General features: G+C 67.0%; 25 protein-coding genes. 10 read left to right on the top strand and 15 right to left on the bottom strand.

Annotated elements, in window-relative coordinates; genetic code table 11:
- The first annotated feature begins 116 nt into the window (after nt 1-116).
- The 4 genes from ABZS43_RS27855 to ABZS43_RS27840 all read left to right on the top strand — a co-directional run bounded on the left by ABZS43_RS27855 (nt 117) and on the right by ABZS43_RS27840 (nt 2,907).
- Nucleotides 117-617, top strand: coding sequence for a helix-turn-helix transcriptional regulator (locus tag ABZS43_RS27855; RefSeq protein WP_355038933.1), 501 nt, complete (start codon nt 117-119; stop codon nt 615-617).
- Entirely contained in the window at nt 614-1,297 is a 684-nt protein-coding gene (locus ABZS43_RS27850) for a heparin-binding hemagglutinin (protein WP_355038932.1), read from the top strand. The genes ABZS43_RS27855 and ABZS43_RS27850 overlap by 4 nt, the downstream gene beginning before the upstream one ends.
- Before the next feature lie 69 nt (nt 1,298-1,366).
- Nucleotides 1,367-1,663: a DUF2516 family protein gene (locus tag ABZS43_RS27845; RefSeq protein ID WP_355038931.1), complete on the top strand. Its 297-nt coding sequence runs from the start codon at nt 1,367-1,369 to the stop codon at nt 1,661-1,663.
- A 203-nt stretch (nt 1,664-1,866) separates the two neighbouring features.
- Nucleotides 1,867-2,907, top strand: coding sequence for an alpha/beta fold hydrolase (locus tag ABZS43_RS27840; protein WP_355038930.1), 1,041 nt, complete (start codon nt 1,867-1,869; stop codon nt 2,905-2,907).
- Between the two features lie 56 nt (nt 2,908-2,963).
- Here the strand turns inward: ABZS43_RS27840 and purU are convergent, their stop codons facing one another.
- A complete protein-coding gene (purU, locus tag ABZS43_RS27835) occupies nt 2,964-3,845 on the bottom strand; it encodes a formyltetrahydrofolate deformylase (protein ID WP_355038929.1) in 882 nt (293 codons plus the stop codon).
- 338 nt (nt 3,846-4,183) lie between these two features.
- Nucleotides 4,184-4,729 (bottom strand): N-acetyltransferase, encoded by a 546-nt coding sequence (locus tag ABZS43_RS27830; protein WP_355038928.1) that lies wholly within the window; start codon nt 4,727-4,729, stop codon nt 4,184-4,186.
- A 156-nt stretch (nt 4,730-4,885) separates the two neighbouring features.
- On the opposite strand from ABZS43_RS27830, the gene deoC reads away from it, so the two are divergent.
- Entirely contained in the window at nt 4,886-5,557 is a 672-nt protein-coding gene (gene deoC, locus ABZS43_RS27825; RefSeq protein ID WP_355038927.1) for a deoxyribose-phosphate aldolase, read from the top strand.
- Nucleotides 5,558-5,626: 69 nt separating this feature from the next.
- On the opposite strand, the gene ABZS43_RS27820 is transcribed toward deoC, so the two are convergent.
- Genes ABZS43_RS27820 through ABZS43_RS27795 form a run of 6 tightly spaced genes read right to left on the bottom strand, consistent with a single transcriptional unit; the run spans nt 5,627 to nt 12,458 of the window.
- Nucleotides 5,627-6,862, bottom strand: a complete 1,236-nt coding sequence (locus tag ABZS43_RS27820) for an allantoate amidohydrolase (protein WP_355038926.1) — start codon at nt 6,860-6,862, stop codon at nt 5,627-5,629.
- Nucleotides 6,863-6,898: 36 nt separating this feature from the next.
- A complete protein-coding gene (locus tag ABZS43_RS27815; protein WP_355038925.1) occupies nt 6,899-8,215 on the bottom strand; it encodes an FMN-binding glutamate synthase family protein in 1,317 nt (438 codons plus the stop codon).
- A 9-nt stretch (nt 8,216-8,224) separates the two neighbouring features.
- Nucleotides 8,225-8,926: a protein glxC gene (locus ABZS43_RS27810; RefSeq protein WP_355038924.1), complete on the bottom strand. Its 702-nt coding sequence runs from the start codon at nt 8,924-8,926 to the stop codon at nt 8,225-8,227.
- Nucleotides 8,911-9,810, bottom strand: a complete 900-nt coding sequence (locus tag ABZS43_RS27805) for a glutamine amidotransferase family protein (protein ID WP_355038923.1) — start codon at nt 9,808-9,810, stop codon at nt 8,911-8,913. Before ABZS43_RS27805 ends, ABZS43_RS27810 begins: the two co-directional genes overlap by 16 nt.
- A gap of 55 nt (nt 9,811-9,865) precedes the next feature.
- Nucleotides 9,866-11,221, bottom strand: a complete 1,356-nt coding sequence (gene glnT / locus ABZS43_RS27800; protein WP_355038922.1) for a type III glutamate--ammonia ligase — start codon at nt 11,219-11,221, stop codon at nt 9,866-9,868.
- A 46-nt stretch (nt 11,222-11,267) separates the two neighbouring features.
- Nucleotides 11,268-12,458 (bottom strand): FAD-dependent oxidoreductase, encoded by a 1,191-nt coding sequence (locus ABZS43_RS27795; RefSeq protein WP_355038921.1) that lies wholly within the window; start codon nt 12,456-12,458, stop codon nt 11,268-11,270.
- A gap of 489 nt (nt 12,459-12,947) precedes the next feature.
- Here ABZS43_RS27795 and ABZS43_RS27790 point away from each other — a divergent pair, with 489 nt between their 5' ends.
- Nucleotides 12,948-14,303: an ammonium transporter gene (locus ABZS43_RS27790; protein WP_355038920.1), complete on the top strand. Its 1,356-nt coding sequence runs from the start codon at nt 12,948-12,950 to the stop codon at nt 14,301-14,303.
- A 69-nt stretch (nt 14,304-14,372) separates the two neighbouring features.
- Here ABZS43_RS27790 and ABZS43_RS27785 read toward each other — a convergent pair whose 3' ends face one another.
- Nucleotides 14,373-14,987, bottom strand: coding sequence for an XRE family transcriptional regulator (locus ABZS43_RS27785; protein ID WP_355038953.1), 615 nt, complete (start codon nt 14,985-14,987; stop codon nt 14,373-14,375).
- A gap of 108 nt (nt 14,988-15,095) precedes the next feature.
- Nucleotides 15,096-15,818 carry a DUF2993 domain-containing protein gene (locus tag ABZS43_RS27780; protein WP_355038919.1) on the bottom strand — a complete coding sequence of 241 codons (723 nt, stop codon included), beginning with the start codon at nt 15,816-15,818 and terminating at the stop codon, nt 15,096-15,098.
- A 98-nt stretch (nt 15,819-15,916) separates the two neighbouring features.
- On the opposite strand from ABZS43_RS27780, the gene ABZS43_RS27775 reads away from it, so the two are divergent.
- On the top strand, nt 15,917-16,525 hold the full coding sequence (locus ABZS43_RS27775; protein WP_355038918.1) for a hypothetical protein: 609 nt from the start codon (nt 15,917-15,919) through the stop codon (nt 16,523-16,525).
- A 9-nt stretch (nt 16,526-16,534) separates the two neighbouring features.
- On the opposite strand, the gene ABZS43_RS27770 is transcribed toward ABZS43_RS27775, so the two are convergent.
- From ABZS43_RS27770 to ABZS43_RS27760, 3 genes are all read right to left on the bottom strand, one after another.
- The gene (locus ABZS43_RS27770) at nt 16,535-17,347 is read right to left on the bottom strand and encodes a class I SAM-dependent methyltransferase (protein ID WP_355038917.1); all 813 of its coding nucleotides are present in this window, start codon (nt 17,345-17,347) and stop codon (nt 16,535-16,537) included.
- Nucleotides 17,317-17,838, bottom strand: a complete 522-nt coding sequence (locus ABZS43_RS27765) for a DUF2505 domain-containing protein (protein WP_355038916.1) — start codon at nt 17,836-17,838, stop codon at nt 17,317-17,319. Before ABZS43_RS27765 ends, ABZS43_RS27770 begins: the two co-directional genes overlap by 31 nt.
- Nucleotides 17,839-17,918: 80 nt before the next feature.
- Complete coding sequence (locus ABZS43_RS27760) at nt 17,919-18,407, bottom strand: DUF2505 domain-containing protein (protein WP_355038915.1); 489 nt, start codon at nt 18,405-18,407, stop codon at nt 17,919-17,921.
- On the opposite strand from ABZS43_RS27760, the gene ABZS43_RS27755 reads away from it, so the two are divergent.
- Nucleotides 18,406-19,539, top strand: a complete 1,134-nt coding sequence (locus ABZS43_RS27755) for a UDP-N-acetylmuramate dehydrogenase (RefSeq protein ID WP_355038914.1) — start codon at nt 18,406-18,408, stop codon at nt 19,537-19,539. The genes ABZS43_RS27760 and ABZS43_RS27755 overlap by 2 nt on opposite strands.
- Before the next feature lie 101 nt (nt 19,540-19,640).
- Entirely contained in the window at nt 19,641-20,867 is a 1,227-nt protein-coding gene (locus tag ABZS43_RS27750; protein ID WP_355038913.1) for an Ig-like domain-containing protein, read from the top strand.
- Between the two features lie 5 nt (nt 20,868-20,872).
- Here ABZS43_RS27750 and mscL read toward each other — a convergent pair whose 3' ends face one another.
- Together mscL and ABZS43_RS27740 are read right to left on the bottom strand one after the other, a co-directional pair.
- Nucleotides 20,873-21,418 carry a large conductance mechanosensitive channel protein MscL gene (mscL, locus tag ABZS43_RS27745; protein ID WP_355038912.1) on the bottom strand — a complete coding sequence of 182 codons (546 nt, stop codon included), beginning with the start codon at nt 21,416-21,418 and terminating at the stop codon, nt 20,873-20,875.
- A gap of 298 nt (nt 21,419-21,716) precedes the next feature.
- Nucleotides 21,717-22,196: a gamma-glutamylcyclotransferase gene (locus ABZS43_RS27740; RefSeq protein WP_355038911.1), complete on the bottom strand. Its 480-nt coding sequence runs from the start codon at nt 22,194-22,196 to the stop codon at nt 21,717-21,719.
- 196 nt (nt 22,197-22,392) lie between these two features.
- On the opposite strand from ABZS43_RS27740, the gene ABZS43_RS27735 reads away from it, so the two are divergent.
- The gene (locus ABZS43_RS27735; RefSeq protein WP_355038910.1) at nt 22,393-23,799 is read left to right on the top strand and encodes an NAD(P)H-quinone dehydrogenase; all 1,407 of its coding nucleotides are present in this window, start codon (nt 22,393-22,395) and stop codon (nt 23,797-23,799) included.
- Nucleotides 23,800-23,854: the final 55 nt, after the last annotated feature.

Raw genomic sequence — 23,854 nt, 5'->3', positions numbered from 1 at the left:
ACATCGCGATCAAACGTAGAACGCCACATGTTTGCTGAAAGAGTGCTAACAGAGTGCTTGCAAGAGTTAGCACCCTGGCCTACTATTGAACCCGTACAACCGCCAGAAGGTGAGTGATGGCAGACCAGCCCGAGGTTTCCGCCGAGTACGCCGACAATCGACCCGAACATTCGGACGAAGTCGGAGAACGAGGGGGGCGTGTTGCCACCGCGGCACACGATATCGGTGGTTTCATCAGGTCACAGCGAGAAGCTGCGCAAGTCTCGCTGCGTCAACTCGCCGCATTGGCGGGGGTGAGCAATCCGTATCTCAGCCAGATCGAGCGCGGGTTGCGCAATCCCTCCGCCGAAGTGCTCGCGCAGATCGCCAAGGCGCTGCGGGTGTCCTCGGAGGTGTTGTACGTCAAGGCCGGCTATCTGGAGCAGCGGCCGCACAGCCCGCTCCGGGATGCCCTGCTCGCCGATACGTCGATCAGCGAACGGCAGAAGCAGGTGCTTCTGGAGATATACGAGTCGTTTCGCCGCGAAAACGGAGGGAACGAGCCAGGGGGGGAGTGGGACAGCGACGTTCCGCGCACGACAACCGACACTCCGCGACGCCAGGAGAACGAAGAATGACCGAAAAGAACGCCACCGTCACCAAGCCCCTTTTCGCCGCGGTCGGCGCCGGGGACGCCGTCTACGCCGCCGCGCTGGATGTCGTCACCCAGGTGCGTGAGCGCGCGACCTCGACCGATGTCACCGGCCGGGTGGAGGGGGCGCGCGAGCGCTTCGCCAACGTGCCCGCCGATGTGCAGGCTCAGTTCGAGACGCTGCGCGAGCGCCTGTCCGGACTGCCCTCGGAACTGCCGGAGGACCTCGCCGAGTTGCGCGAGAAGTTCACCGCGGAGGAATTGCGCACCCTCGCCGAGAAGTACTACAGGCAGGTTCTCGACGTCTACGCCGACCTGGCCGTTCGCGGTGAGGAAACCGTCGACCGGCTGCGCGCCAACCATCTGGTCGAGGATCAGATCGAGCGCGTCGAAGGTCTGTACAAGGACGCGGCCGTGCGCGCCGAGGATGTGCTCGATCGGGTGAACGGCCTGCTCGGTCGTCCGGCCAAGGATGAGGACGAGATCGCCGAGCCGGTCGTCGCCGCTGTCGTGGATCCGGTCGTCGAAGCCGAGATCGTCGCCATCTCCACCGAGACCGAGCCGGTCGCCGATGATATCGCTCCGGCGAAGCCCGCCCCGGCGAAGAAGGCGCCCGCCGCGAAGAAGGCTCCCGCCAAGAAGGTCACCGCGCCGAAGAAGATCTGACCTTCCGGCAACCAGCACGCGGCCCCCGTACACCCCGGTGTACGGGGGCCGCGCTCGTATGATGGTGGCGTGAACACCGTGAACGGGTTGACCGGAATCATCATGCTGGTGCTGTGGCTCGCGGCGCTCGGTGCGACGATCTTCTCGCTGATTCATGCCATCAGGCAGCGGCCCGACGCGTTTACCGCCGTGGATAAGCAGACCAAGACGATCTGGCTGGCCATCCTCGGTGTCGCATTGCTGCTCCTGCTGCTCTTTCCCGCCGGACTTGGGCTCCTGTCCTTCATCGCCATCATCGCGACGGGTGTCTATCTGGCCGATGTGCGGCCGAAGGTGGACGAGATCCAGCGCGGTCCGCGCTGGTAGCGACCGATAGGCCGTTTCGCGGCCGGTGAGAATCATGGCCGAGTCATCGGGGTCGCCCGGAGTCCGGCCATCGCCGTCTCCGGAGGTGTTCCGGGTCGGAACGCCTGCGGTCCGACGGCCGCGCGTCGCGAATCGGTGGCGTGCACTGGCGGATGGACGTGATCGGAGTTACTGTATCAACCAGTAACACAAAGGAGTGTCCGATGCGTGCCAAGCGGAGGGTGGGCCTCTCGGCAAAGATTCGGGGGCGGCTCGACAGACACCGCGCCAACCTGCGGTCGCGCACTTACGCGACCACGGCCGTGAATCCGCCGACAGCGCCGCGCAGCGACCACGTGGTGACCGCCGTGGACGGGGCCCGGCTGCGAGTCCACAGCTATGGGCCCGCCGACGCGACGGCGATCGTGCTCGTCCACGGCTGGACCTGCGCCATCGAATACTGGAACGCGCAGATCAACGCCTTCGCTGGCGAATATCGCGTGATCGCCTACGACCAGCGCGGACACGGTCAGAGTGAAGTCGGCACCGCCGCGCTCACGATGGATCTGCTCGCCGACGATCTGGTCGCGGTACTCGACGCCACCCTTTCCCCGAGGGAACGCGCCGTGCTGGTCGGCCACAGCCTCGGCGGCATGACCCTGCAGGCGTGGGCGGGCCGCTACCCGGAGCAGGTGGCCACGCGCGCCCACGCGGTCCTGCTGACCAATACCGCGGCGGACAGGCTGGTCGCCGAAACCACGGTCGTCCCCTTCTTCAACCGTCCGCTCGCGTTCCTGCGAGGCCGGGCGATCCCGCTGCCCTTCTTCATCGGCAGACTCGGACTCGGCACCCCGATCTTCTTCCCGCCGCTGGCTCCGGTGCGATGGCTGTTCGCCCGCCAGATCATGAGTCTGGCGGCCCGTCGCGACCTGGTCGACCACAGCATGGCGATCGTCCGTTCCTGCCGGGCCTGGGTGCGCGCGCGATTCGGATTCGTGCTGGCGGATATGAACCTCGGTGACGCGGCGAAGAATCTGGTGGTTCCCACCACCATCCTGTCCGGTTCCGCCGACGATATGACACCGCCGGTGCATTCGGAGCGCATCGCCGCGATGCTGGCCGAGACCGGCGCCCTGGTGCGCCACGAGGTGCTCGCCACCGGCCACCTCGGCAATATCGAAATGTACGAGCGGTTCAACGAAGAACTCGCCCGTGTGCTCGATGCCGTGGCAGCCACCGAAGAACCCGTAAAAGCCGTCGGCTGAGACCGGGCCCGCCGAGAGGCCGCACCGCCACCCGGTGCGGCCTCACCGGGTCGGAATCAGGAGAAGACCACTGTGCGGCGGCCGTGCACGAGGACGCGACCCTCCAGGTGCCAGCGCAGACCTCGTGCCAGCACGACCCGTTCGATATCGCGGCCCTGGCGGACCATATCGCGCACGTCGTCGGCGTGGTCGATTCGGCTGACGTCCTGCTCGATGATCGGGCCCGCGTCCAATTCCGCCGTTACGTAATGGCAGGTCGCGCCGATCAATTTGACGCCACGGGCGAATGCCTGGTGGTACGGGCGGGCGCCGACGAACGACGGCAGGAAGCTGTGGTGGATATTGATCGCCCGGCCCGCCCAGTGCGCGCACAACTCGGGCGGCAGCACCTGCATGAAACGCGCCAGCACCACCGCGTGCGGGTCATGCGCGTCGACGAGGGCCCTGACCTCTTCGAAAGCGGGGCCACGCTCGGCCGGATCCTTCGGGAACGGCACGTAGTGGAATTTCACCCCGTGCGCCTCGGTCATCGCCGCGAGATCAGGATGGTTGCCGATCACCGCCTCGATCGTCGCGGGCAGTTCGCCGCTCACCGTCCTGCCCAGCAGATCGTGCAGGCAGTGCCCATCCCGGCTGACCAGCAGCACCGCGCGCCTGCGCGCCCCCGAATCGTGCACCCGCCACTCCGTCTCCGGTCCCAGATCCTCCGCGACCCCCGAGAACCGGTCACGCAACTCGTCCAACTCGAACGGCACCGTCGAGGCCGCGATGGCCTGACGAGTGAAGAACCAGCCGGTATCGGGATCGGAGTGGTAACCGGCCTCGACGATGGAACCGCCGAACTCGGCGATGAACGAGGTGATCCGGGCGATGATGCCGGGGCGGTCCGGGCAGCCCAGAGTCAGCACGTAGCGGCGATCGTACGAGGTGGAACCCATAAGGTGATCGTAGATATCGGCCGCGCCCGCGACGCGAACCGGTCGGTCGTAAGACTCGCCGGGACACAATGGCGCGGCGCGGATGACGGATGGATTCGGTGAGCGCAGTCCCGTTTCCGGTCCCACACCCGAACGAGTCCGACGAGCGAGGTTCGTCCCCGACCCGACCCACCAGGGCGCAACCCCGACGAGCGAGGTACATCCGACCCGACCCCCAGGGCGCAACCCCGACGAGCGACGTTCATCCTCGACGGACCCCAACGGAGCGAGTCCGACGAGCGACCCGTTCGCGGCGAGACATAAGGGCCGCGAACACGCCGCGCCCGCGCGGCCGAATTTCAGTAAAATGGTTCCGCGTAATGGAATTCGCCGGTGATCTGGGATTCGTAGGCGGTGAGGGGCCGGACCTGGAAATGGGCGATCCAGGACGGGTTGTCGGGGGTGATGCCGACGCGAGTGGCGGGGACGAAGCCGAAGCGCGGGTAGTAGTCGAGGCTGCCGGCCAGGGCTACCAGGGGTTCGTCCAGGGCGTCGGCGGCGCCGATGGCCGCGTGCATGAGGGCGGAGCCGACGCCGCGGCCCTGGTGTTCGGCGAGGACGCCGAGCGGGCCGAGGCCGAGTACGGGGAAGGGGCCTACCGAGGCGCGGGTGAGGCAGACGTGGCCTATGACGGCGTCGAATTCCATAGCGACCAGGGAGAGGGTCGGGATCCAGCCCGCGTCGCCGCGCAGCCGTGCCACCAGATCGACCTCGGGTGGGTCGGCGTCGTCGTCGATGCCGTTCGTGGCTTCGGCACCGGTGTCCGCGTGACGCGGGGCGAACGCACTGCGGTGCACCGCGGCGACAGCGGCGGCGTCATCGGCGCGTTCGCGACGGATCAGCACGGTGTGGTCTCCTCCCGAACCGATGTGACATCCGCATACCCCCGTATCCGGCGGGCCGGGCACCGGGTGCCCGTCGTGCGCCGATATCTACGAGTGTGCGGGAAGCGGCGGAGGCGCGCAATGGAATTCGCCGAGGATATGCCAGACTCTCACCTCATGGCAGACTCCGCGCCACCTACCAGAGCCGATGTGGCGGCACTCATCGATCACACGCTGCTCGCGCCGGAAGCGACATCTGCCGACGTGGACGCGTTGGTGACCGAGGCGCGCGCCCTCGGGGTGTACGCGATCTGCGTATCGCCGTCGATGCTCCCGGTACGGGCGCCGGGTTTGGTGGTCGCCACGGTTGCCGGTTTCCCGTCCGGCAAACACCATTCGCTGGTGAAGGGGGCCGAGGCCAGGCTCGCGGTGGATCAGGGTGCGGCGGAGGTCGATATGGTGATCGACGTGGGGGCGGCGGTGGCGGGGGAGTACTCCGCCGTGCTGTCCGATATCGTCACCGTCCGCGAAGCCGTCGCCGATCGCGCGGTCCTCAAGGTGATCATCGAATCGGCCGTGCTCTCGGACGAGGCGATCGTGCAGGTCTGCCTGGCGGCCGAGCGCGCGGGCGCTGATTTCGTCAAGACTTCCACCGGTTTTCACCCGGCGGGCGGTGCGAGCGTGCACGCGGTCCGGTTGATGGCGGAGGCGGTCGGCGGGCGACTCGGGGTCAAGGCCAGCGGCGGGATCCGCACCGCGCAGGCCGCCGCGGATCTGCTCGCCGCGGGAGCGACGCGACTCGGATTGTCCAAGTCGCGCGCGGTGCTCGACGGTTTTCCGGACGCCTGACCGCGCCGCCTTTCGGTCGTGCCCCTTTCGGTCGTGCCCCTTTCGGTCGTGCCGCCGCGACGATCGGCCTCAGGTGTATTCGGGTGAGGTGACCCACTCGGCCATGACGTCGGCGAGCGCCTCGGCTCCGGCGCGGCAGTCGTCCGGCAGTGCGAATTCGGCCGGGGAATGTGAGACGCCGGTCGGGTTGCGCACGAACAGCATTGCGGTGGGCACGACGGCCGAGAGGATTCCGGCGTCGTGGCCCGCGGCGGTCGGCAGTACGGGAATATCGCCGAGATGTCCGAGCGCGCGGGCGATGCGATCACGTGGTCCAGGAGGGAATTCCACGATGGGGGTGAGGGATTCGGCCTCGATCCGCAGTCCTACCCCCTCGCAGGCGGCGTGATGACCGGCGTCCGCGCTGATCCGGTCGACAAGTCTGGTCAGGGTGTCCTCGTCGGCGGCGCGGGCGTCGAGCCAGGCCACTATCTCCGAGGGAATCGCGTTGGCTCCGTTGGGTAGTACTCGGATCTTGCCGAATGTGGCGACCGCTTCGTGTAATTCGGCCGCGTGACGGGCGGTGTGCACCGACGAGGCGTAGGCGAGCATCGGGTCGCGGCGGTCCACCAACCGGGTCGCTCCCGCGTGGTTGGCCTCACCGGTGAAGGTGAACAGCCAGCGCCCGTGCGGCCAGATGGACGACGCCACGGCCAGCGGCTTGTCGACCAGATCGAGGGCACGCCCCTGTTCGACGTGCAGTTCGACGTACACGCCGACACGGTCGGTGAGCGCGGGATCGGGACCCAGATGCCGGGGGTCGCGTCCCGCTTTCGTCATGGCTTCGCCGAGGGCGATGCCATCGCCGTCGCGCAGCGCGAGCGCACGTTCGGGTTTCAGCGCGCCTGTACTGAGTTGCGAACCGACACAGGCGACTCCGAAGCGGGCGCCTTCCTCGTCGGAGAACGCCGCGACCGCGATCGGCCGGTTCGGGACGATGCCGCGCGCCCGCACCGCGTCGACCGCCGCGAAGGCGGAGACCACCCCGAGCGGTCCGTCGTAGGCGCCGCCGTCGGGCACCGAATCCAGATGGGATCCGGTGACGAAGGCGTCCTCGGGGTCTCCCGACCATCCCGGTGGCATCCACCAGGCCCACAGGTTGCCGTTGCGGTCTTCTTCGACGGTCATACCGCGTTGCTCGGCGCAGCCGGTGAACCATTCGCGCAGGGTCAGGTCGGCGTCGTTCCAGGCGAATCGACGGTAGCCGCCGGTGCCGGCTTCGCGGCCGACGTCGAGGATCGAATCCCACAGGGCGTCGAAGGTCATGGGTGGAATGTCCTGACTCGTGAGAAGGGCGGCGGCTCAGTACCGTCCTGGAATCCAATTCGTTCCGGCCAGCGGCACCCTGGCCATGGCCGATGCCTCGACCGTCAGCGCGACCAGATCCTCCGGTTCGAGATTGCGCAGATGCGATTTGCCGCAGGCGCGGGCCAGGGTCTGGGCCTCCATGGTCAGCACCCGCAGGTAGTTCGCCAGCCGCCGTCCTGCGGCCACCGGGTCGAGGTTACGTGCCAATTCCGGGTCCTGGGTGGTGATTCCGGCCGGGTCGCGGCCTTCCTGAAAATCGTCGTAGAACCCGGCGGCCGATCCGAGCGCCCTGTACTGCTCGGCATAACGCGGGCTGTTGTCGCCGAGCGCGATCAGGGCGGCGGTGCCGATGGCGACGGCGTCGGCGCCGAGCGCCATGGCCTTGGCCACATCCGCTCCGCTGCGAATGCCGCCGGAGACGATGAGCTGCACCTTGCGGTGTACACCGAGTTCCTGGAGCGCCTGCACGGCCTGGGGGATGGCGGCGAGGGTGGGGATGCCGACATGTTCGATGAAAACCTCCTGGGTGGCGGCGGTACCGCCCTGCATGCCGTCAACCACGACCACATCCGCGCCCGCCTTGACGGCCAGTTTGACGTCGTAATAGGTGCGGGTGGCGCCGACCTTGATGTAGATCGGCTTGTCCCAGTCGGTGATCTCGCGCAGCTCGATGATCTTGATCGCCAGATCGTCCGGGCCGGTCCAGTCCGGATGCCGGCATGCCGAGCGCTGGTCGACACCCTGCGGGAGGGTGCGCATCCGCGCCACCCGCTCGGTGATCTTCTGCCCGAGCAGCATGCCGCCGCCGCCGGGTTTCGCGCCCTGCCCGAGCACGATCTCGATGGCGTCGGCCTTGCGCAGATCATCCGGATTCATCCCATAGCGGGACGGAAGATACTGGTAGACCAAATTCTTGGACTGCCCGCGCTCCTCGGAGGTCATACCGCCGTCGCCGGTGGTCGTCGATGTGCCGACCTCGCTCGCGCCGCGTCCGAGCGCCTCCTTGGCCGGTCCGGACAGCGCGCCGAAGCTCATCCCGGCGATGGTGATCGGAATATCCAGGTGCAGGGGGAATTTCGCGTGCCGATCGCCGAGAATCACATCGGTATCGCAGCGTTCCCGGTAACCCTCCAGCGGATACCTGGACATCGACGCGCCGAGGAACAGTAGATCATCGAAATGCGGGAGCGCGCGTTTGGCGCCCCAGCCGCGGATGTCGTAGATACCTGTCTCGGCGGCCCGCTGGATCTCGGCGATGACACCGCGGGGGAAGGTCGCCGATTCGCGGAGTACGGGATCGGTGGTGTGCACGGTGGCCTCCTAGTAGGCGCCGACATTGTCGACGTGGAAGTTGTAGAGTTCGCGGGCCGAGCCGTAGCGGGTGAATTCGGCCGGGTCGGCGTCGAATCCGGCCGCCGACAGCAGTTCCGCGAGTTCGGCGAGATGTTCGGCGCGCATAGGCTTGGCGACGCAATCCGCGCCGAGGGACGCGACCGTTCCACGCACGTAGATCCGCGCCTCGTACAGTGAATCGCCCAGTGCCTCACCGGCATCGCCGCAGACCACCAGGCGTCCCGCCTGCCCCATGAAGGCGCTCATATGCCCGATATCGCCGCCGACGACGATATCGACGCCCTTCATCGAAATACCGCAGCGCGCCGCGGCATTGCCTTCGACCACCAGCAGTCCGCCGTGCGCGGTCGCCCCCGCCGACTGCGAGGCGTCCCCGGTGATCCGCACCGTGCCCGACATCATGTTCTCCGCGACCCCGACCCCGGCATTGCCGCGCACGGTCACGGTGGCGCGCTGGTTCATTCCGGCGCAGTAGTAGCCGACGTGGCCTTCGATGACGACGTCGAGATCGTCGTCGAGGCCGCAGGCGAGCGCGTGCGCGCCGCGCGGATCGGTGAGGGTGACCCGCCGCGGAGCGCCGGGGGCGTGCAGCAGCGCGTTGACCTCGCGAACGCTGTGTTCGCGCAGATCGAGATGAACGGTTTCCACGGTGGTCACTGCCGATGCCATACGTACACCTCTTCCGGTTCGGGTTCGAAGATTCGGGCGTCCGCCACACCGGGCAGATTCGCCAGCGCGCGGTATTCGGAGGCCATCGCGACCCAGCGCGGGGTTTCGGCGATGACGGCCGGTTTGCAGGCGATCGGATCACGTACCACCGCGAAGGATTCCCGGTTGGCGACCAGCAGGGTGTAGAAGCCGTCGAATCGTTCGTTGAGCAGCAGCAGCGCCTTCTCCAGATCGACGCCGTCGGCCAGCTGTCCGGCGATGAACCGCGCGCCGACCTCGGTGTCGTTCTCACTGTCGAACACCACGCCGTCGCGTTCCAGTTCGTGTTTGACGCTCATATGGTTGGAGAACGATCCGTTGTGCACCAGGCATTGATCGGGGCCCACCGAGAACGGGTGGGAGCCGGCCGCGGTCACCGCGGACTCGGTCGCCATTCTGGTGTGCGCGACGCCCTGCCAGCCCGAGGCCGCGGGCAGTCCGAAGCGATGCGCCAGTTCGGTCGGATTGCCGATGCCCTTGATGACGGCCAGGTCCTCGCCGAAACCGATGACGCGCGCCCCCGGTGCGATCCGGCGCACGGCGGCGACGAGTTCGCCGGTCGCGACGGACGCGTGCAGCACCGTGGTCGGCGTCAGATCGATGGCGGTCACCTCGACGGCGAGATCGGCGCTCAGTCGCGCGCCGAGCTCGTCGGCGGGGACCTCGGCGTCCAGGAGCGAGACGGTCGATTCACCCGCGGGTGACCAGACCGGATCGCCGTAGACGGCCATACCCGCCGAATCCGGACCTCGGTCGCAGAGTTGGTCGAGCATATCGGTGAGTAGCGATCCGAGCTGCGGATACAGCGCGGGATCGCGCAGGTGCAGCCCGACAATTCCGCACATGGGAACTCCTTCGGGAATGTGAGGGCCAGGGGTGGGGTCTCGTGGTCGGACGCCGTCAGAACGCCGTCAGGTACTGGTCGATCTCCCAGGCGGAGACCGTGTTGTGCCAGGCGAAGAATTCGTCGCGTTTGAGGCGGGTGAAGTACTCGCTGACGCCGGGGCCCGCGGTATCGAGCGCGCCGGTGAGGACAGGATCGGCTTCCAGCGCGTCCATGGCGTGCAGCAGGGTCATCGGGAGCATGTCGCCGCGACGTTGCGCGCTGCCAGGCGCGCCCGGATCGAGGGCGCGTTCGATGCCGTCGAGTCCGGCGGCGACCGTCGCGGCGATGGCGAGGTAGGGGTTGGCCGACCCGTCGCCGCCGCGCAATTCCACCCGGTGCTGGTCGGGCACCCGCAGGTAGTGGGTGCGGTCGTTACCGCCGTAGGTGGCGTAGCGCGGTGACCAGGTTGCGCCGCTGCTGGTCGAGGTCGCGCCGATCCGCTTGTAGGAGTTGACCGTCGGCGCGATCACGCCCTGTAGCGCGCAGGCGTGTTCCAGGATGCCCGCGATGAAGGAGTAGGCGGTGGGGGAGAGTCCGAGTCCGCGTTCGTCGTCGGTGTCGGGGAAGGCGGAGCCCTCGGAATTCCACAGCGACAGGTGCAGGTGCATGCCCGAACCGGTCCGGTCGGCGAAGGGTTTGGGCATAAAGGTGGCGCGCATGCCGCGCTTCTCGGCGATCACCGAGAGCAGGTAGCGCGCGGTGATGACCCGGTCCGCGGTGGTCATGGCCTCGGCGTAGGCGAAGTTCTGTTCGAACTGGCCGTTGGCGTCCTCGTGATCGCTGGCGTAATTGCCCCAGCCGAGGGTGTTCATGGCCGAGGAGATCTCGGTGAGATGGTCATACATCCGGGTGACGTCGCGCGCGTCGTAACACGGTTGCCTGCTGGTGTCGGCGGCGTCCGCGGTACGAAGAGCCCCATCCGGATCGCGGTTGACCAGGAAGTATTCGATCTCCGCTCCGACATTGACGGTGAGTCCGGCCGCCGCGGCCTTGCGCAGTGTGCCCGCCAGGATGTTGCGCGGCGCGAACGGCCACGGCCTGCCCTCGACGTGCGGATCACAGTGCACCAGCGCCAATCCCGGCCGCACGAACGGGATCGGGGTGAACGAGGCCGGGTCGGGGACGGCGATGAGGTCGGGATCCTTCGGCTGCTGTCCCATGGTGCCCGCGGCGTAACCGGCGAAACCCGCGCCGCCGGAGACCAATTGGTCGACGGCCTCGACCGGCACGAGTTTCGCGCACGGTTTTCCCGACAGCGTGACGAATAGCGCGAGAATGTAGCGGGTGCCGGTGGCCTGCGCCATCGCGGCGAGATCACGGGGGGCGGCGGTGGTGTCGGGGACGGACGCGGCGGCGGTGTCTATGGCCATGGCGGGCTCCAGAGTCGGTCGATCGGTAAACGGAAGAGATAGGGATTCAACGCATTTCAGCCGCGCCGTGATAGGGATGCGGGCTGACGAGCGGATCGCCCTCGGCGAAGCGGGAGTAGCGGAAATCGTGGGGATCGACATTGGGCATATCGGTTTTGCCGTCGGTGACCAGATCGGCGACGAGTCGGCCGACGGCGGGGGAGATCTTGTAGCCGTGCCCGGAGAATCCGGCCGCGAGGAAGAGTCCGTCGACAGGGGCCGGGCCGATCACCGGGTTGAAATCGGGGGTGACGTCGTAGGCCCCGACGTAGGAACCGGTGATGCGCGGATCGGGCATATCGGGTAGCCGGTGTCCGAGTTTGCGGATCGCGGTGTCGACGGTGCCTTCATCGGCCCGGTTCACGTAATTGTCGGGGTCGATGTACTGCGGTGCGCTGTGGTCGGAATTGCCGAACAGCATCTCGCCGTTCGGTTCGCGGCACAGGTAGGACAGCCCGGCCAGATCCGAGAGGACCGGGACGACGGGGGTCGGCTCGCCCTGATCCACCAGCACCAATTGGGCGCGCTGGGCCCGGATGTCGAGGTCGACGCCGACTCCAGCGGCCAGCGCGGACGTCCACGGGCCTGCGGCGAGAATGACGGTACTGGCGTGTATTTCGGAGCCGTCGGCCAGTTCGACGCCGTAGACGACATCGCCCGCCCGTCGCAGCAGCGCGCGCACCGGGGTGGATTGGCGGATCCGGACGCCGAGGGTGCGCGCCGAGGCCGCGAAGGCCATGCCCGCCAGGTACGCTTCTCCGCGCCCGCCCAGCGGCTCGTAGGCGAAAGCGGCGAAATCGTCGAGATACAGTCCCGGCCACAGCGAGCCCATCGCGTCGTGGTCGATGAGCCGCACGTCGATGCCGAGGTCGCGCATCATCGCCACATTGGCGTGCAGCGGTTCGAGATTGTCCGCCCCGACCCCGACCACGTAGCCGCACTGCTGGAAACCCATATCGTCGCCGAAGATCTCGGCGGCCCGCGTGAAGATGTCGACGCCGTACCACGCCATAGCGGCCAGGGAGGGTACGCCGTAGTGGCAGCGCACCACGCCGCTGGATTTGCCGGTCATTCCGGAACAGAGGGTGTCGCGCTCCAGGACGACGATATCGGTCTCGCCCCGGTCGGCCAGGGACCAGGCGATGGCCAGGCCCTCCAGTCCGCCGCCGACGATCACATAACTGTGGGTTTCGATCACGTGCCGTCCTCGCTGCGGTGTTTCATGAGGTGATTCAAAGTCATTTCTCATGAAACGCGCGCGATATGACGCGGGAGTTACGCGCGGGTCAGCGCTCGATGACGTGAACTTCTGGATTACCGCCTGTGGAGCCGGTGTATGGGCGAGTGATCGCCCGGTCGGGCGTGTCCGGGGTCGATCTGTGCGTAACCCAGCCCGTTGTTTCCTGGCGTTATCCTCCGTTTCATATCGAGCGCGACGCTGCTGGGACGTCGTTGCTGTTCATCCTGTGGGAGTTGGTCGCCGACCATCCCGGATGGATGCGGAGTTCCTGGAGATATCCGGTCCCGTCCCGCGAATCCCTCGGGAGCGGTATCGGGTCCTTCGGCCTTAACAGAAATGTCACCGGCTGACCGCTATCGGCAACTTGGCGAGTCCTTTACTTGTATCCAGCCGTTCACTATCAAGAGACATCGATTCTCGACGGCAGACACAACGATGAGGGAAGCTATGACTGAAGCGATCGCCGCGGCGAATACCGCGTGGATATTGGCGGCCTTCGCCGCCGTGAGCCTGATGGTGCCGGGTCTGGCCATGTTCTACGGCGGCATGGTCAGCATCAAGAACACCCTGAATATGGCGATGATGACCTTCGGCGCTTTCGCCGTGGTCGGCGTGCTGTGGATCATCTTCGGATACTCGGCCGTACTCGGTGATTCGCTGGGCGGAAAGGGTCTGCTCGGCGATCCGCTCGAATTCTTCGGATCGAGTCAACTGCTCACCGCGCCTGCCGAACCGGCGCTGCCACCCGCGCTGGTTTCCGGATTCCAGATGCTGTTCGCGTGTATCACGGTGGCGCTCATCTCCGGCGCCGTAGCGGACCGGATGAAATTCGGCGCGTGGATGCTGTTCGCCGGGGTGTGGGGCACGCTGGTGTACTTCCCGGTCGCGCACTGGGTCTTCGCGTTCGACTCCGCCGACGGATCGGTCACGGGCGGTTGGATCGCCAATACCCTGAAGGCCATCGACTTCGCGGGCGGCACGGCGGTGCATATCAACGCGGGTATCGCGGCGCTGGCCCTGGTGTTGGTCCTCGGCAAACGCTCCACCTTCCCGAATGTCCCGCGTCCGCACAATCTTCCGCTCACCGTGCTCGGCTCGGGCATTCTGCTGTTCGGCTGGTTCGGATTCAACGGCGGTTCGGCGCTCGCGGCCAACAACAGCGCCTCGGTCGTCATCCTCAACACCGTCGCCGCGGCCTGCGCCGGTATCTGCGGTTGGCTGATCGTGGAGAAGATCCGCGAGGGCCGCGCCACCTCGCTCGGCGCGAGTTCGGGTCTTATCGCCGCCCTTGTCGGCATCACCCCCGCCTGCGGTGCGGTCGCGCCGATCGGCGCGCTGATCATCGGGGTGGTGTGCGGCGCGGTCTGCTGCTTCGCGGTGTCGCTGAAATACCGCTTCGGCGTGGATGATTCGCTCGATGTGGTCGGCATCCACCTGGTCGGCGGCATCCTCGGCACCGTGCTGATCGGTTTCCTCGCCGATCCGGACGCGCCCAACGGGGTGGCCGGACTGTTCTACGGCGGCGGTGTCGACTCGCTGTGGCGCCAGGTGGTCGCGGTGCTGGCCGTACTCACCTACACCTTCGTGCTGACACTGGTGATCGCGAAGGTCATCGACAAGGTCATGGGACTGCGGGTCACCGAGGAACACGAGTCGACCGGCCTCGACGCCGCGACCCACGGTGAGACCGCCTACGTCATGGAGATGATCACGGTGACGGGTCCCGTCGCCGACATCGCGGAGGCCGTCGAGGCCGCGGAGACCATCACCGCAGACGCGGCGCGTGCCGGAGTCGCCGAATAACGCTGCGGGACCGATGGAAGGGCCGGCCGACCGGGACGCCACCCCCGGTCGGCCGGCTTTGTCGCGTCCTCAGTGCTCGTCGTGATTGTCGGGGTACGCGGTGACCGCGAGGAATCGGATGGGCAGTCGCACCAGCTCGTTCGGACCGTGGATCCCCTCGCCGTCCAGCAGCAGCGAATCGCCGGGCCGCAGCGTGTATTCCGCGTCACCGTGCCCGTAGACCATGACGCCCTCCAGCATGTACAGCAATTCGGTGCCCGCGTGCTGGAACCGGGGGAACACCTCGCTGGCGTTGGTCAGCGTGACGAGCACCGGTTCGAGCCGTTTATGTTGTCCGCGAAGCGAACCAAGCAGTTCGTAGTGATGTCCTACCCGAGTGCCACGCCCCACGATGACCGCGCCGTTGCCCGCGGGCACGTACACCGCCTCGCGCGCGGTATCGGCGCCGCGGAACAGCGACGTCACCGGAACATCCAGTCCAGCGGCAAGTCTGGCCAGGGTGGAGAGGCTGCACGAGGTCTGCGCGTTCTCGATCTTGGACAACATGGCCTTGGAGATGCCGACCCTGGTGGCCATCTCGCCGACAGAGAGCCCGCTGGCCCGGCGCAGTGTGCGCACCTGGCGGGCGATGGCCGCCTCGAGATCACCCGCGGTCGGCGGTTCTCCGATCACCTCGCGCTGCACCGGCGCGGGATCGCCGGTGTCGCGGTGGATCTGCGGGGCGGCGGGTACGGAATCGGGCACTGCCCGATTCTAGCCGGTGTTTCCTGTCAGTAGACATCGCGCGGCGTGTCAGCAGCTGACGTCCTTGGTGCCGCTCGCGGGCAATTCGGTGCGTCCGCCCGCGAGCCGCACATCGATTCCGTTATCGGTCACCGTGATCGCGGTCGGCTTCAGGCCCATGGGGTAGCTCTGCAGACTCTGGGAGAAGATGTCGACGATGCCCTGGACGAGATCGGTCGGCATACCGACCCCGAGCAGCCGGGCGGATTTGGTTTCCACCTCGACCACGCCGTTGCGTACCTGCGGCTGAACCTGCAACTGCGCCAATCCACCGAGGACGTCGAGGGTCAGCATGTGAGTCGAGGACGAGGAGCGTACACCGGTGACCAAATCACCGAGCGTTTCCCGAATGCCCGCGTTACTCCAGGTGACATCGGCCGACGAACTGCCGACCGTGCCGCCGCCGCGACCGTTGTCGGTGACCTCGAGATCGTGGAATTTCGCGTGCACGACCATGCCGACGGCAGGACCGAACTTATCGCCCTCGCTGTCGACGGTGACCGTGGACAGATTGCCGTCGATCCAGCTGACGAGCAGGGGTTTGAATCCGAAGCCGACATCGATCTTCGAACCCATCTCCTGTTCGAACTGTGTGCTGATGCAGCCGGCCAGCTGATGTCTGGCGTATGCCTCGCCCCCGACGAGGACCGCGGCGAGCAGGGTCACTACCAGGGTGATCGCTATCACCAGGGTTCGGCGGCTGACGCTCGCGAAGGCGGAAGGCTTACTCATGGGGTCGATTCTTCCCGATATTCCTGTGTCTGCTCTGTGGGCTCGATGAGGGCATCATTTGTGATATGAGACACATGATCGGGGCGTAGCCTGATCTCATGGCTGGCGATGCGGCGGGCCGCGCACCCGAAACCGTTGACCACGGTTGGCGCGTGCTGCGGCGGCTGGCCGGGCGCCACGCCGGATTCTTCACCACAAGACAAGTGCTGCGCACCGGATGCGAGACGCGGGTCCGCCACGGCCTCGGTGACGGGACGGTGACCAGGGCCGGTGTCGGCCTGCTGCGCCTGTCGGAATGGCCCCGGGGACCGCTCGACGAATACGCCATGTGGGCGGCCTGGTTCGACGGCGCCGCGGCCGTCTCCCATCAGAGCGCCGCGGAATTACACGGCGTCGGCCGACTACGTCCGCGTTTCCTGCACCTGTCGGTTGGCAAGGGGCGTCCGCCGGTGACGCCTCGACTCGTCGTGCTGCGCAGGCCGCTGGCCGGTATCGATGTGGAATCCGCCGGTCCCTTTCTCGTGACGACCCCGGTGCGGACCGTCCTGGATCTGGCCGAGGCCGATATCGGGCAAGCCGCGCTGGACGAGGTGGTCGGCGACGCCATGGCCATTCACCGCTGTGACCGCGACGAAATCCGCTCCGCCAGTGTGCGGTTGTCGCCGAGGGCGTCCGCGCGGGTGCGTCGCGCGCTCACCGGTGTGTAAAGCATCCCGCTACCGTGCCGAGGACGAATCCGGGGCGACGGTCGACCAGGGGACCGACAGGACGCAGTCGCGCATCCGCCTGCGGTATAGGCGAATCGGATAACCCTGTGCGCGTAGGTATTCCGTCGCGGTGCGCCACCTGACGCGCGGGCCGAACGGGGCAAGGGGAGCGGCGCGGGCCCATGCGTGGTCCGCGGCGCTCAGCAGCGAGTGGATCGGCTCGCCCGCGATATTGCGATGGATCAACACCTTGGGAAGACGTTCGGCGATATCCGACGGGCGTTCGACGGTGAAGGGATCCCACGCCAGCGTCAGCGACAGCGGCCCCGTGCGATCGAGCAGAACCCAGGCACACCGGCGGCCCAATTCATCGCACGTGCCGTCGACCAGCAGGCCGTCGGGCGCGAGGCCGGAGCGGATCGTCGCCCACGCCTCGGCGACGGCGGATTCCGGATACTGCCGCAGCACATTGAAGGCGCGCACGAGAACCGGTCGAAGCCCGGCCAATTCGAAGCCGCCGCGTGCGAAGGTGACGCCGTCGCGGCCGGGAACCACGCGCTGCGGGTCGATCTCGAGTCCGACCACCCGAACGTCGGCGCGCACGGCGCGTAGCCGGGTGGCCAACTCGAACGTGGTCCACGGACTCGCCCCGTAACCGAGGTCGACGACGAGTGGGTCGGGGGCTTCGCGCAGCCGCGTGCGCACCAGATCGTCGTGGACGAGCCACCGATCACTGCGGCGCAACCGGTTGACTCCGGTCGTCCCACGGGTAATCGCGCCGACCGGTTTGGTCAGCTGGTCGGGTTTCGCGCTTCCAGCCACTTCGTCGTCTCTTCGGCCTCCGCACGGAACAGATCGACCAGGTTCACCAGCATGAGCTGTTCCAGGCGCGGGCCGACCATCGGGATGTACACCTTCGCCTCGGGGGAGAAACGCATGGTGCATCCGGTTTCGGTGGGGAACAGCCGTATGGTGCCGCCGAGGCTGCCCGGCCCGGCTGGAATGGAGGCGGCGAATTTGCCGACGATTTCCTTCTCGTCGAACGGGCCCCAGCTCTCCTTGCGGGTGATGATCATGTCCTTACGCATCACCGTCTGCGCGATCTCCGGCAGCATCTCCCTTGGCAGGGTGTGGCTCAGCAGGACCTCGATGCCGGAATCGTCGACGTCGACGCTCACCACTTCATTGCCCGGGGTGTATTTGCTCATCTCGGCGACCCGGGCCTCCCAATACTTCCGAGTCGACAGCGCCTCGTACAGCTCCTCGATGGTGTGGAGCGGGTAGCGGGCGGAGTAGTCCAATCGGCGTGCCATGGCGAACAGATTACTGGGGCATCGCCCGCGCGGGCGATGCGTGGTTCGGGGCCGATTTCGCTAGCGGCCCCGGGGGCCGACTATCCCTTGGCCGCGAGCCAGTTGTTGGAGAATTCTTCTTCCGACTGGAACAGCTCGGTCAGGCGTTCCTGGATCGCGGCTTCGATCTTGCCGCCGAAAAGGGGGATCTTGACCTCGATGGTGCCCTGGACGATGGCGGTCGCGGCGGTATCGTCGCCGGTCAGCTCGACGGTGCCGCGAACCTCGGCGGGGGCGCCGTCGACGCGGGCCTCGAAGGTGGCGGAATAGCCGGTCCAGCTCTCCACGCGCGGGATGATCAGGTCACCGGGGCGCACCGAGGTGATCGCCGATGGCAGCAATTCGGCGGCGATGGCCTGTACCATTTCGACGCGCACCCGATCGACCTCGACGATGATCGAATCCAGTCGTGCGTTGGGACCACCGACCTCGGCGATGCGGTCCATCCAGTACTGCTCTTCGGCGATAGCCGCGCGCACCGTACTGACCGGATAGGGGTATCGGGCCGTGTACGCCAAGGGTGTAGCCATGTTCGGACACGCTACCGTCTGGGGCGTGCGAACTTCTCGGGTGGTGTCGTCGGACATCCTGCGTGAATTGCTGGTCGATACCGGTGCGCGTGTACGTGCTGCCGTGCCCCTGGCCGAGCTGACCACATTGCGGGTCGGCGGTCCGGCGACGGTCGCCGAATGCGCGTCGACCGACTCACTGGTGGCGACGGTGCGCGCGCTGGACGCCGCGGGTGTTCCCGTGCTGCTGATCGCGGGTGGTTCCAACCTGTTGATCAGCGACGACGGATTCGACGGCGTGGCAGTGCACGTGGCGAACGGCGGTATCGACCTCGGTGTGGACGGGGTGGTCGCCGAGGCGGGCGCCTCGTGGGACGCGGTGGTCGAGGCCACGGTGGCGGCCGGATCGGGCGGTCTCGAATGCCTGTCGGGCATCCCGGGGTCCGCGGGCGCGACGCCGGTGCAGAATGTCGGCGCCTACGGCGTCGAGGTGGCGAATCTGCTGCGCCGGGTGCGATTGCTCGATCGCGCGAGCGGCGATATTCGCTGGGCCGAACCGGCCGAACTCGGATTCGGCTACCGGACGAGTGTGCTCAAACATCGCGATGATGCCGTGGTGCTCGCGGTCGAATTCGCGCTCGATCCTTCCGGGCTCAGCGCGCCCCTGCGTTACGGAGAACTCGCGAAGGTCCTCGGGGCCGTCGAGGGGGAATCCCGCCCGGTCGAGGAGGTGCGCGTGGCGGTGCTGCGATTGCGCGCCGGTAAGGGCATGGTGCTCGACCCCGACGATCACGACACCTGGAGCGCGGGATCGTTCTTCACCAACCCGGTGGTCGCGCCGGACCGGGAGGCCGAGGTTCGCGCCGCGATCGCCGCCCATGTGGGTGATGTCACGGTCCCCACCTATCCGGCGGCGGACGGGATCAAATTCTCCGCGGGCTGGCTCATCGAACGCGCGGGTTTCGTCAAGGGGTTCCCCGGGGCGGACGCTCCCGCGAGGCTGTCGACGAAACATACGTTGGCGCTGACGAACCGGGGCGCGGCCACCGCCGCGGATCTGGTGGCGCTGGCTCGGACGGTGCGTGACGGCGTGGCCGAGCGCTTCGGCATCGTGCTGGAACCGGAACCGGTGACCGTCGGCGTCACCGTATAGCCGAATTCGCGGCCGATCCGGGCGAAAGGGACGACACGGACTTCGCCACTGCCCGCACCGATTTCGTAACGCGTAGATTCGAAGAAGTGAACTGCCGCGCAGTGATTCGGACACCGGTCGCCGTCGTCTCGGCCATTGTGCTCGTCGTGGTCGCGCTGGTAGCCGGGTGCACCATCGACGGAGGAAACGACGACAAGGCCGGGGAACCCGGCCCGGTCGCGAAGGTGACGATGGTGCCGGCCGACGGCGCCGACGGCGTCGTCCCCGTCGCACCGGTATCGGTCACCGTCAGCACGGGGAGCATCGATCAGATCGCCTTGACCAATGCCAACGGCAAACAGGTCGCGGGCGAGCTGAGCCAGGACCGGCAGTCCTACCGGATCACCGAGCCGCTCGGCTACGACGCCTCCTACACCTGGTCCGGCACGGCCGTCGGCACCGATAGCAAGCCGGTCCCGATCGACGGAACCTTCACCACGCTGGCCCCGAAGGCCACCGTCCCGGCGACCCTCAATATCGGCGACGGCCAGGAAGTCGGCATCGCCGCGCCGATCATCGTGCAGTTCAAGGGTTCGGTGTCGAACAAGCAGGCGGTAGAGAAGGCGCTGACCGTCACCACCGACCCGCCGACCAAGGGCGGATGGGCCTGGTTCCCCGACGACAACGGCGGGTCACGGCTGCACTGGCGGCCCGAACAGTACTGGACACCGGGTACCGCGGTACATGTCGGCGCCAAATTCTACGGTCTCGACTTCGGCGGCGGTAAGTACGGCGATTCCGATCTGACCTCGGATTTCCGCATCGGTCGCAGCCAGATCGTGAATGCCAACGCGCCGAGCCATCGCATGCAGGTGGTCCGCGACGGCCAGACCATTTTCGACTTCGCCGTCAGCTACGGCGAGGGCAACGAGGCGCGCAATGTGACACGTTCGGGGGTGCACGTCGTCACCGAGAAGTACGAGGACTTCATGATGTCGAATCCGCCGTTCTACGAGAATGTGCGGGAGCGCTGGGCCGTGCGCATCTCCAACAACGGCGAATTCATCCATGCCAACCCGGAATCGCTGTCGGCCCAGGGGTCGGCGAATGTGACGAACGGCTGTATCAACCTCTCACCCGGTGATGCCCAGGCGTATTTCCCGACCGCGCTCTACGGCGACCCGGTCGAGGTGACCGGAACCTCGATCGCGCTCTCGGCCGCAGACGGTGATCTCTACGACTGGAGTATCGACTGGAACACGTGGCAGTCGATGTCGGCCGTCGACGGATCCTCCGCGCCGGTCGTCTCCGCGACGCCCATGCCGCCGCGGGCGCCGGGCGGTCGCTGAATCCGCTAGCCGCGGGTGCGGGAATCCGCCGTGCGCGCGTCGTGCCTACGCGCGTCCGAATCCCCGTTGTCGGCCACCCGGTTCTTCTCGGTGAGTGAATCCCCGATCGACGAATCGAGGTCATCGTCGAGCTGGGACAGGGTGTCCGCATCGTTCTGCGCGGGCGTGTCGGCGTTCTGCGCGGCCATCAGATCGCGGATCTGGATGAGCAGTTCGATTTCGGTGGGCTCGCTCGCCTTGGGGGTGCCGAAGCGATTGGTCAGCGTCTTCATCGGAAGGATCAGCACGAAATAGAGGACGGCGGCGATCAGCACGAAGTTGAGCAAAGCCGTGATCAAGGGCCCGACCTCGACGAAGGTCGCCGGTTTGCTCGATACGATATGGAAGCCGAGGCCGAGGTCACCGGTGGTGCCGAAGACCGCTAGCAAGGGGTTGATGATGCCCTTGGTCACCGAGGTGACCACGGCGGTGAAGGCGGTGCCGATGACCACCGCGACCGCGAGGTCGATGACATTGCCCCGCATCAGGAAATCTTTGAAACCCTTGAACATGCGCCGTACAACTCCAATCAGATGAATCCGGACCACACAAACCATCCGATGCTAACCATGAGCGCGCAAGTCGGCGAATTCTCAGCAAACAAATCGACCCTCGCGGATTGAGTCGTCCGCCGCGACCGACAAAGTGATCGCCCGGCCATCCCAGCCCCGCCCGGAGCGAGTCTTACGAGCGACCGTTCGCGGCCGTCTCGCGTCCGAGTGGTCGAAGCGCATGCGCCGAAGGCGCGAGTCTCGACCACTCGGACGCGAGACAAAGGGGGCCGCGAACCCGCGGCCCCCGGGCCGCCGACTACACGGAGAAGTTGCCGGGACCGACGTTGCGGCTGTTCCTGGTTCGCAGCGCGTGCACGTACTCCTCTGGCGCGCCCGACTTTTCGGCCGCGTCGGCCATCACGCCGATGTAGCGGGCCGAGGGTAGTCCGCCTTCGTAGGCGTCGAGAACGTAGAGCCAGGCGAGTCGCGGTTCGGTGCCGCTGCCGGGGCTGGGGGTGACGCGCAGTCGGATTTTCTTGTGGATCCCGAAGTCCGAACCCTCCCAGCGGTCCAAGCGCTGTTCGTCTTCCGGCGAGACGTCGTAGAGCACGACGAAGACTCGGGATCCTGGTTCCTCGACGACCGTCGCCAGCGGTCCTTCCCACCCGATGTCGTCGCCGGCGAAGGTGAGTCGCCAGCCCTCCAACCAGCCCGTTCCGGACATGGGGGAGTGCGGACAGCGCTCGAGCATCTGGGACGAGTCCATGTTCGACCCGTAGGCGGCGTAGATCGGCACGGTGAAAGGGTAGCCAATAAGATTGGCGGATCGCTCATATCCCGCCCAGAGTGCTCCGCGCGAGTGTCATCCGGGGGTGGACGGGAGGGTTGCGCTCGTCTCATGGCGTCGAGTCGATGGGGGTTGCCGGACGCTCGCCCGATAACGTTGTAGGCACCGCCGGAGATCCCGGTCGACAGCCCTAGCGGAGGTAGCGATGACCCGCATTGCCATCATCGGTGGTGGTCCCGCCGGTTACGAGGCCGCACTGGTCGCGGCGCAGCACGGTGCGGAGGTAACCCTCGTCGACCGTGACGGCATCGGCGGTGCGTGCGTGCTGTGGGACTGTGTGCCCTCGAAGACTTTCATCGCCTCGACCGGCGTGCGCACCGATCTGCGCCGCGCGAAGGATCTCGGGATCACACTGGATCCGAGTCAGGCTGCCGTGGAATTGCCCGAGGTGAACTCGCGCGTGAAAGCGCTGGCGCTCGCGCAGTCCTCCGATATCAGATCCAAATTACAGTCGGCCGGTGTGACCGTGGTCTCCGGTCGCGCGCAGATGACCGAACCCGCGGTCGGGCTGTCGACCACGCACCGGGTGCTCGTGACGCAGGACGACGGCGCCGAGCTGGTGTTGGAGGCCGAGGTCGTGCTGATCGCCACCGGGGCGAGTCCCCGGGTGCTGCCGGGCGCCGAACCCGACGGCGAGCGCATCCTGAACTGGCGTCAGCTCTACGACCTGCTCGAACTCCCGGAAACCCTGGTGGTGGTCGGTTCCGGTGTCACCGGCGCCGAATTCGTCTCCGCCTATACGGAATTGGGCGTGCGAGTGAGATTGGTCTCCAGCCGGGACCGGGTGCTGCCGGGCGAGGACGCCGACGCGGCGCTGGTGCTGGAGGAGGCGCTGGCCGAACGCGGTGTGGAATTGGTCAAACACGCGCGTGCCGATGCGGTCGAGCGCACCGCCGAGGGCGTTGTGGTGAAACTCTCCGACGGGCGCACCGTGACGGGGACGCACGCGCTGATGACCGTCGGTTCCACGCCCAATACCGATGATCTCGGCCTGGATCGGGTCGGCATCGAACTCGACCGGGGCGGCTACCTGCGGGTTGACCGGGTTTCGCGCACTGCGGTTCCCGGTATCTACGCCGCGGGCGACTGCACCGGTCTGCTGCCGTTGGCCTCGGTGGCCGCCATGCAGGGCCGTATCGCGATGTATCACGCGCTCGGCGAGGGAGTCAGCCCGATCCGGTTGAAGACGGTCTCCTCCGCGGTGTTCACCCGCCCCGAGATCGCCACCGTCGGGGTGAGCCAGACCGCCATCGATAACGGCGAGACCCCGGCCCGCACGGTGATGCTGCCGTTGAACACCAATCCGCGCGCCAAGATGTCCGGGCTGCGCAGGGGTTTCGTCAAGATCTTCTGCCGTCCCGCGACGGGTGTGGTGATCGGCGGTGTGGTCGTCGCGCCGATCGCCTCCGAATTGATCCTGCCGATCGCGCTCGCGGTGCAGAACAATCTCACCGTCAACGATCTGGCCCAGACCTTCTCGGTGTACCCGTCGTTGTCCGGCTCGGTGATCGAGGCGGCGCGTCTGTTGATGCGCCATGACGACTTGGATTGACCCCGGTCCGATCCGTCGACCGTGGCAGCGCGAGTGTGGTTGCTGTCGGCTGGGT

Origin of the sequence: Nocardia sp. NPDC005366 (assembly GCF_040606855.1) — a bacterium.
Lineage (GTDB): Bacteria > Actinomycetota > Actinomycetes > Mycobacteriales > Mycobacteriaceae > Nocardia.
The sequence above is the reverse complement of the archived record's forward strand: the minus strand, read 5'-3'. Positions and strand labels throughout refer to the sequence as shown.

Bases quoted from the DNA above. Each gene is read 5' to 3' on its own strand.
- ABZS43_RS27855 (WP_355038933.1), top strand. From the start codon at position 117: ATGGCAGACCAGCCCGAGGTTTCCGCCGAGTACGCCGACAATCGACCC.
- ABZS43_RS27850 (WP_355038932.1), top strand. From the start codon at position 614: ATGACCGAAAAGAACGCCACCGTCACCAAGCCCCTTTTCGCCGCGGTC.
- ABZS43_RS27840 (WP_355038930.1), top strand. From the start codon at position 1,867: ATGCGTGCCAAGCGGAGGGTGGGCCTCTCGGCAAAGATTCGGGGGCGG.
- purU (WP_355038929.1), bottom strand. From the start codon at position 3,845: ATGGGTTCCACCTCGTACGATCGCCGCTACGTGCTGACTCTGGGCTGC.
- deoC (WP_355038927.1), top strand. From the start codon at position 4,886: ATGGCAGACTCCGCGCCACCTACCAGAGCCGATGTGGCGGCACTCATC.
- ABZS43_RS27820 (WP_355038926.1), bottom strand. From the start codon at position 6,862: ATGACCTTCGACGCCCTGTGGGATTCGATCCTCGACGTCGGCCGCGAA.
- ABZS43_RS27810 (WP_355038924.1), bottom strand. From the start codon at position 8,926: ATGGCATCGGCAGTGACCACCGTGGAAACCGTTCATCTCGATCTGCGC.
- ABZS43_RS27805 (WP_355038923.1), bottom strand. From the start codon at position 9,810: ATGTGCGGAATTGTCGGGCTGCACCTGCGCGATCCCGCGCTGTATCCG.
- glnT (WP_355038922.1), bottom strand. From the start codon at position 11,221: ATGGCCATAGACACCGCCGCCGCGTCCGTCCCCGACACCACCGCCGCC.
- ABZS43_RS27790 (WP_355038920.1), top strand. From the start codon at position 12,948: ATGACTGAAGCGATCGCCGCGGCGAATACCGCGTGGATATTGGCGGCC.
- ABZS43_RS27780 (WP_355038919.1), bottom strand. From the start codon at position 15,818: ATGAGTAAGCCTTCCGCCTTCGCGAGCGTCAGCCGCCGAACCCTGGTG.
- ABZS43_RS27775 (WP_355038918.1), top strand. From the start codon at position 15,917: ATGGCTGGCGATGCGGCGGGCCGCGCACCCGAAACCGTTGACCACGGT.
- ABZS43_RS27765 (WP_355038916.1), bottom strand. From the start codon at position 17,838: ATGGCACGCCGATTGGACTACTCCGCCCGCTACCCGCTCCACACCATC.
- ABZS43_RS27755 (WP_355038914.1), top strand. From the start codon at position 18,406: ATGTTCGGACACGCTACCGTCTGGGGCGTGCGAACTTCTCGGGTGGTG.
- ABZS43_RS27760 (WP_355038915.1), bottom strand. From the start codon at position 18,407: ATGGCTACACCCTTGGCGTACACGGCCCGATACCCCTATCCGGTCAGT.
- mscL (WP_355038912.1), bottom strand. From the start codon at position 21,418: ATGTTCAAGGGTTTCAAAGATTTCCTGATGCGGGGCAATGTCATCGAC.
- ABZS43_RS27735 (WP_355038910.1), top strand. From the start codon at position 22,393: ATGACCCGCATTGCCATCATCGGTGGTGGTCCCGCCGGTTACGAGGCC.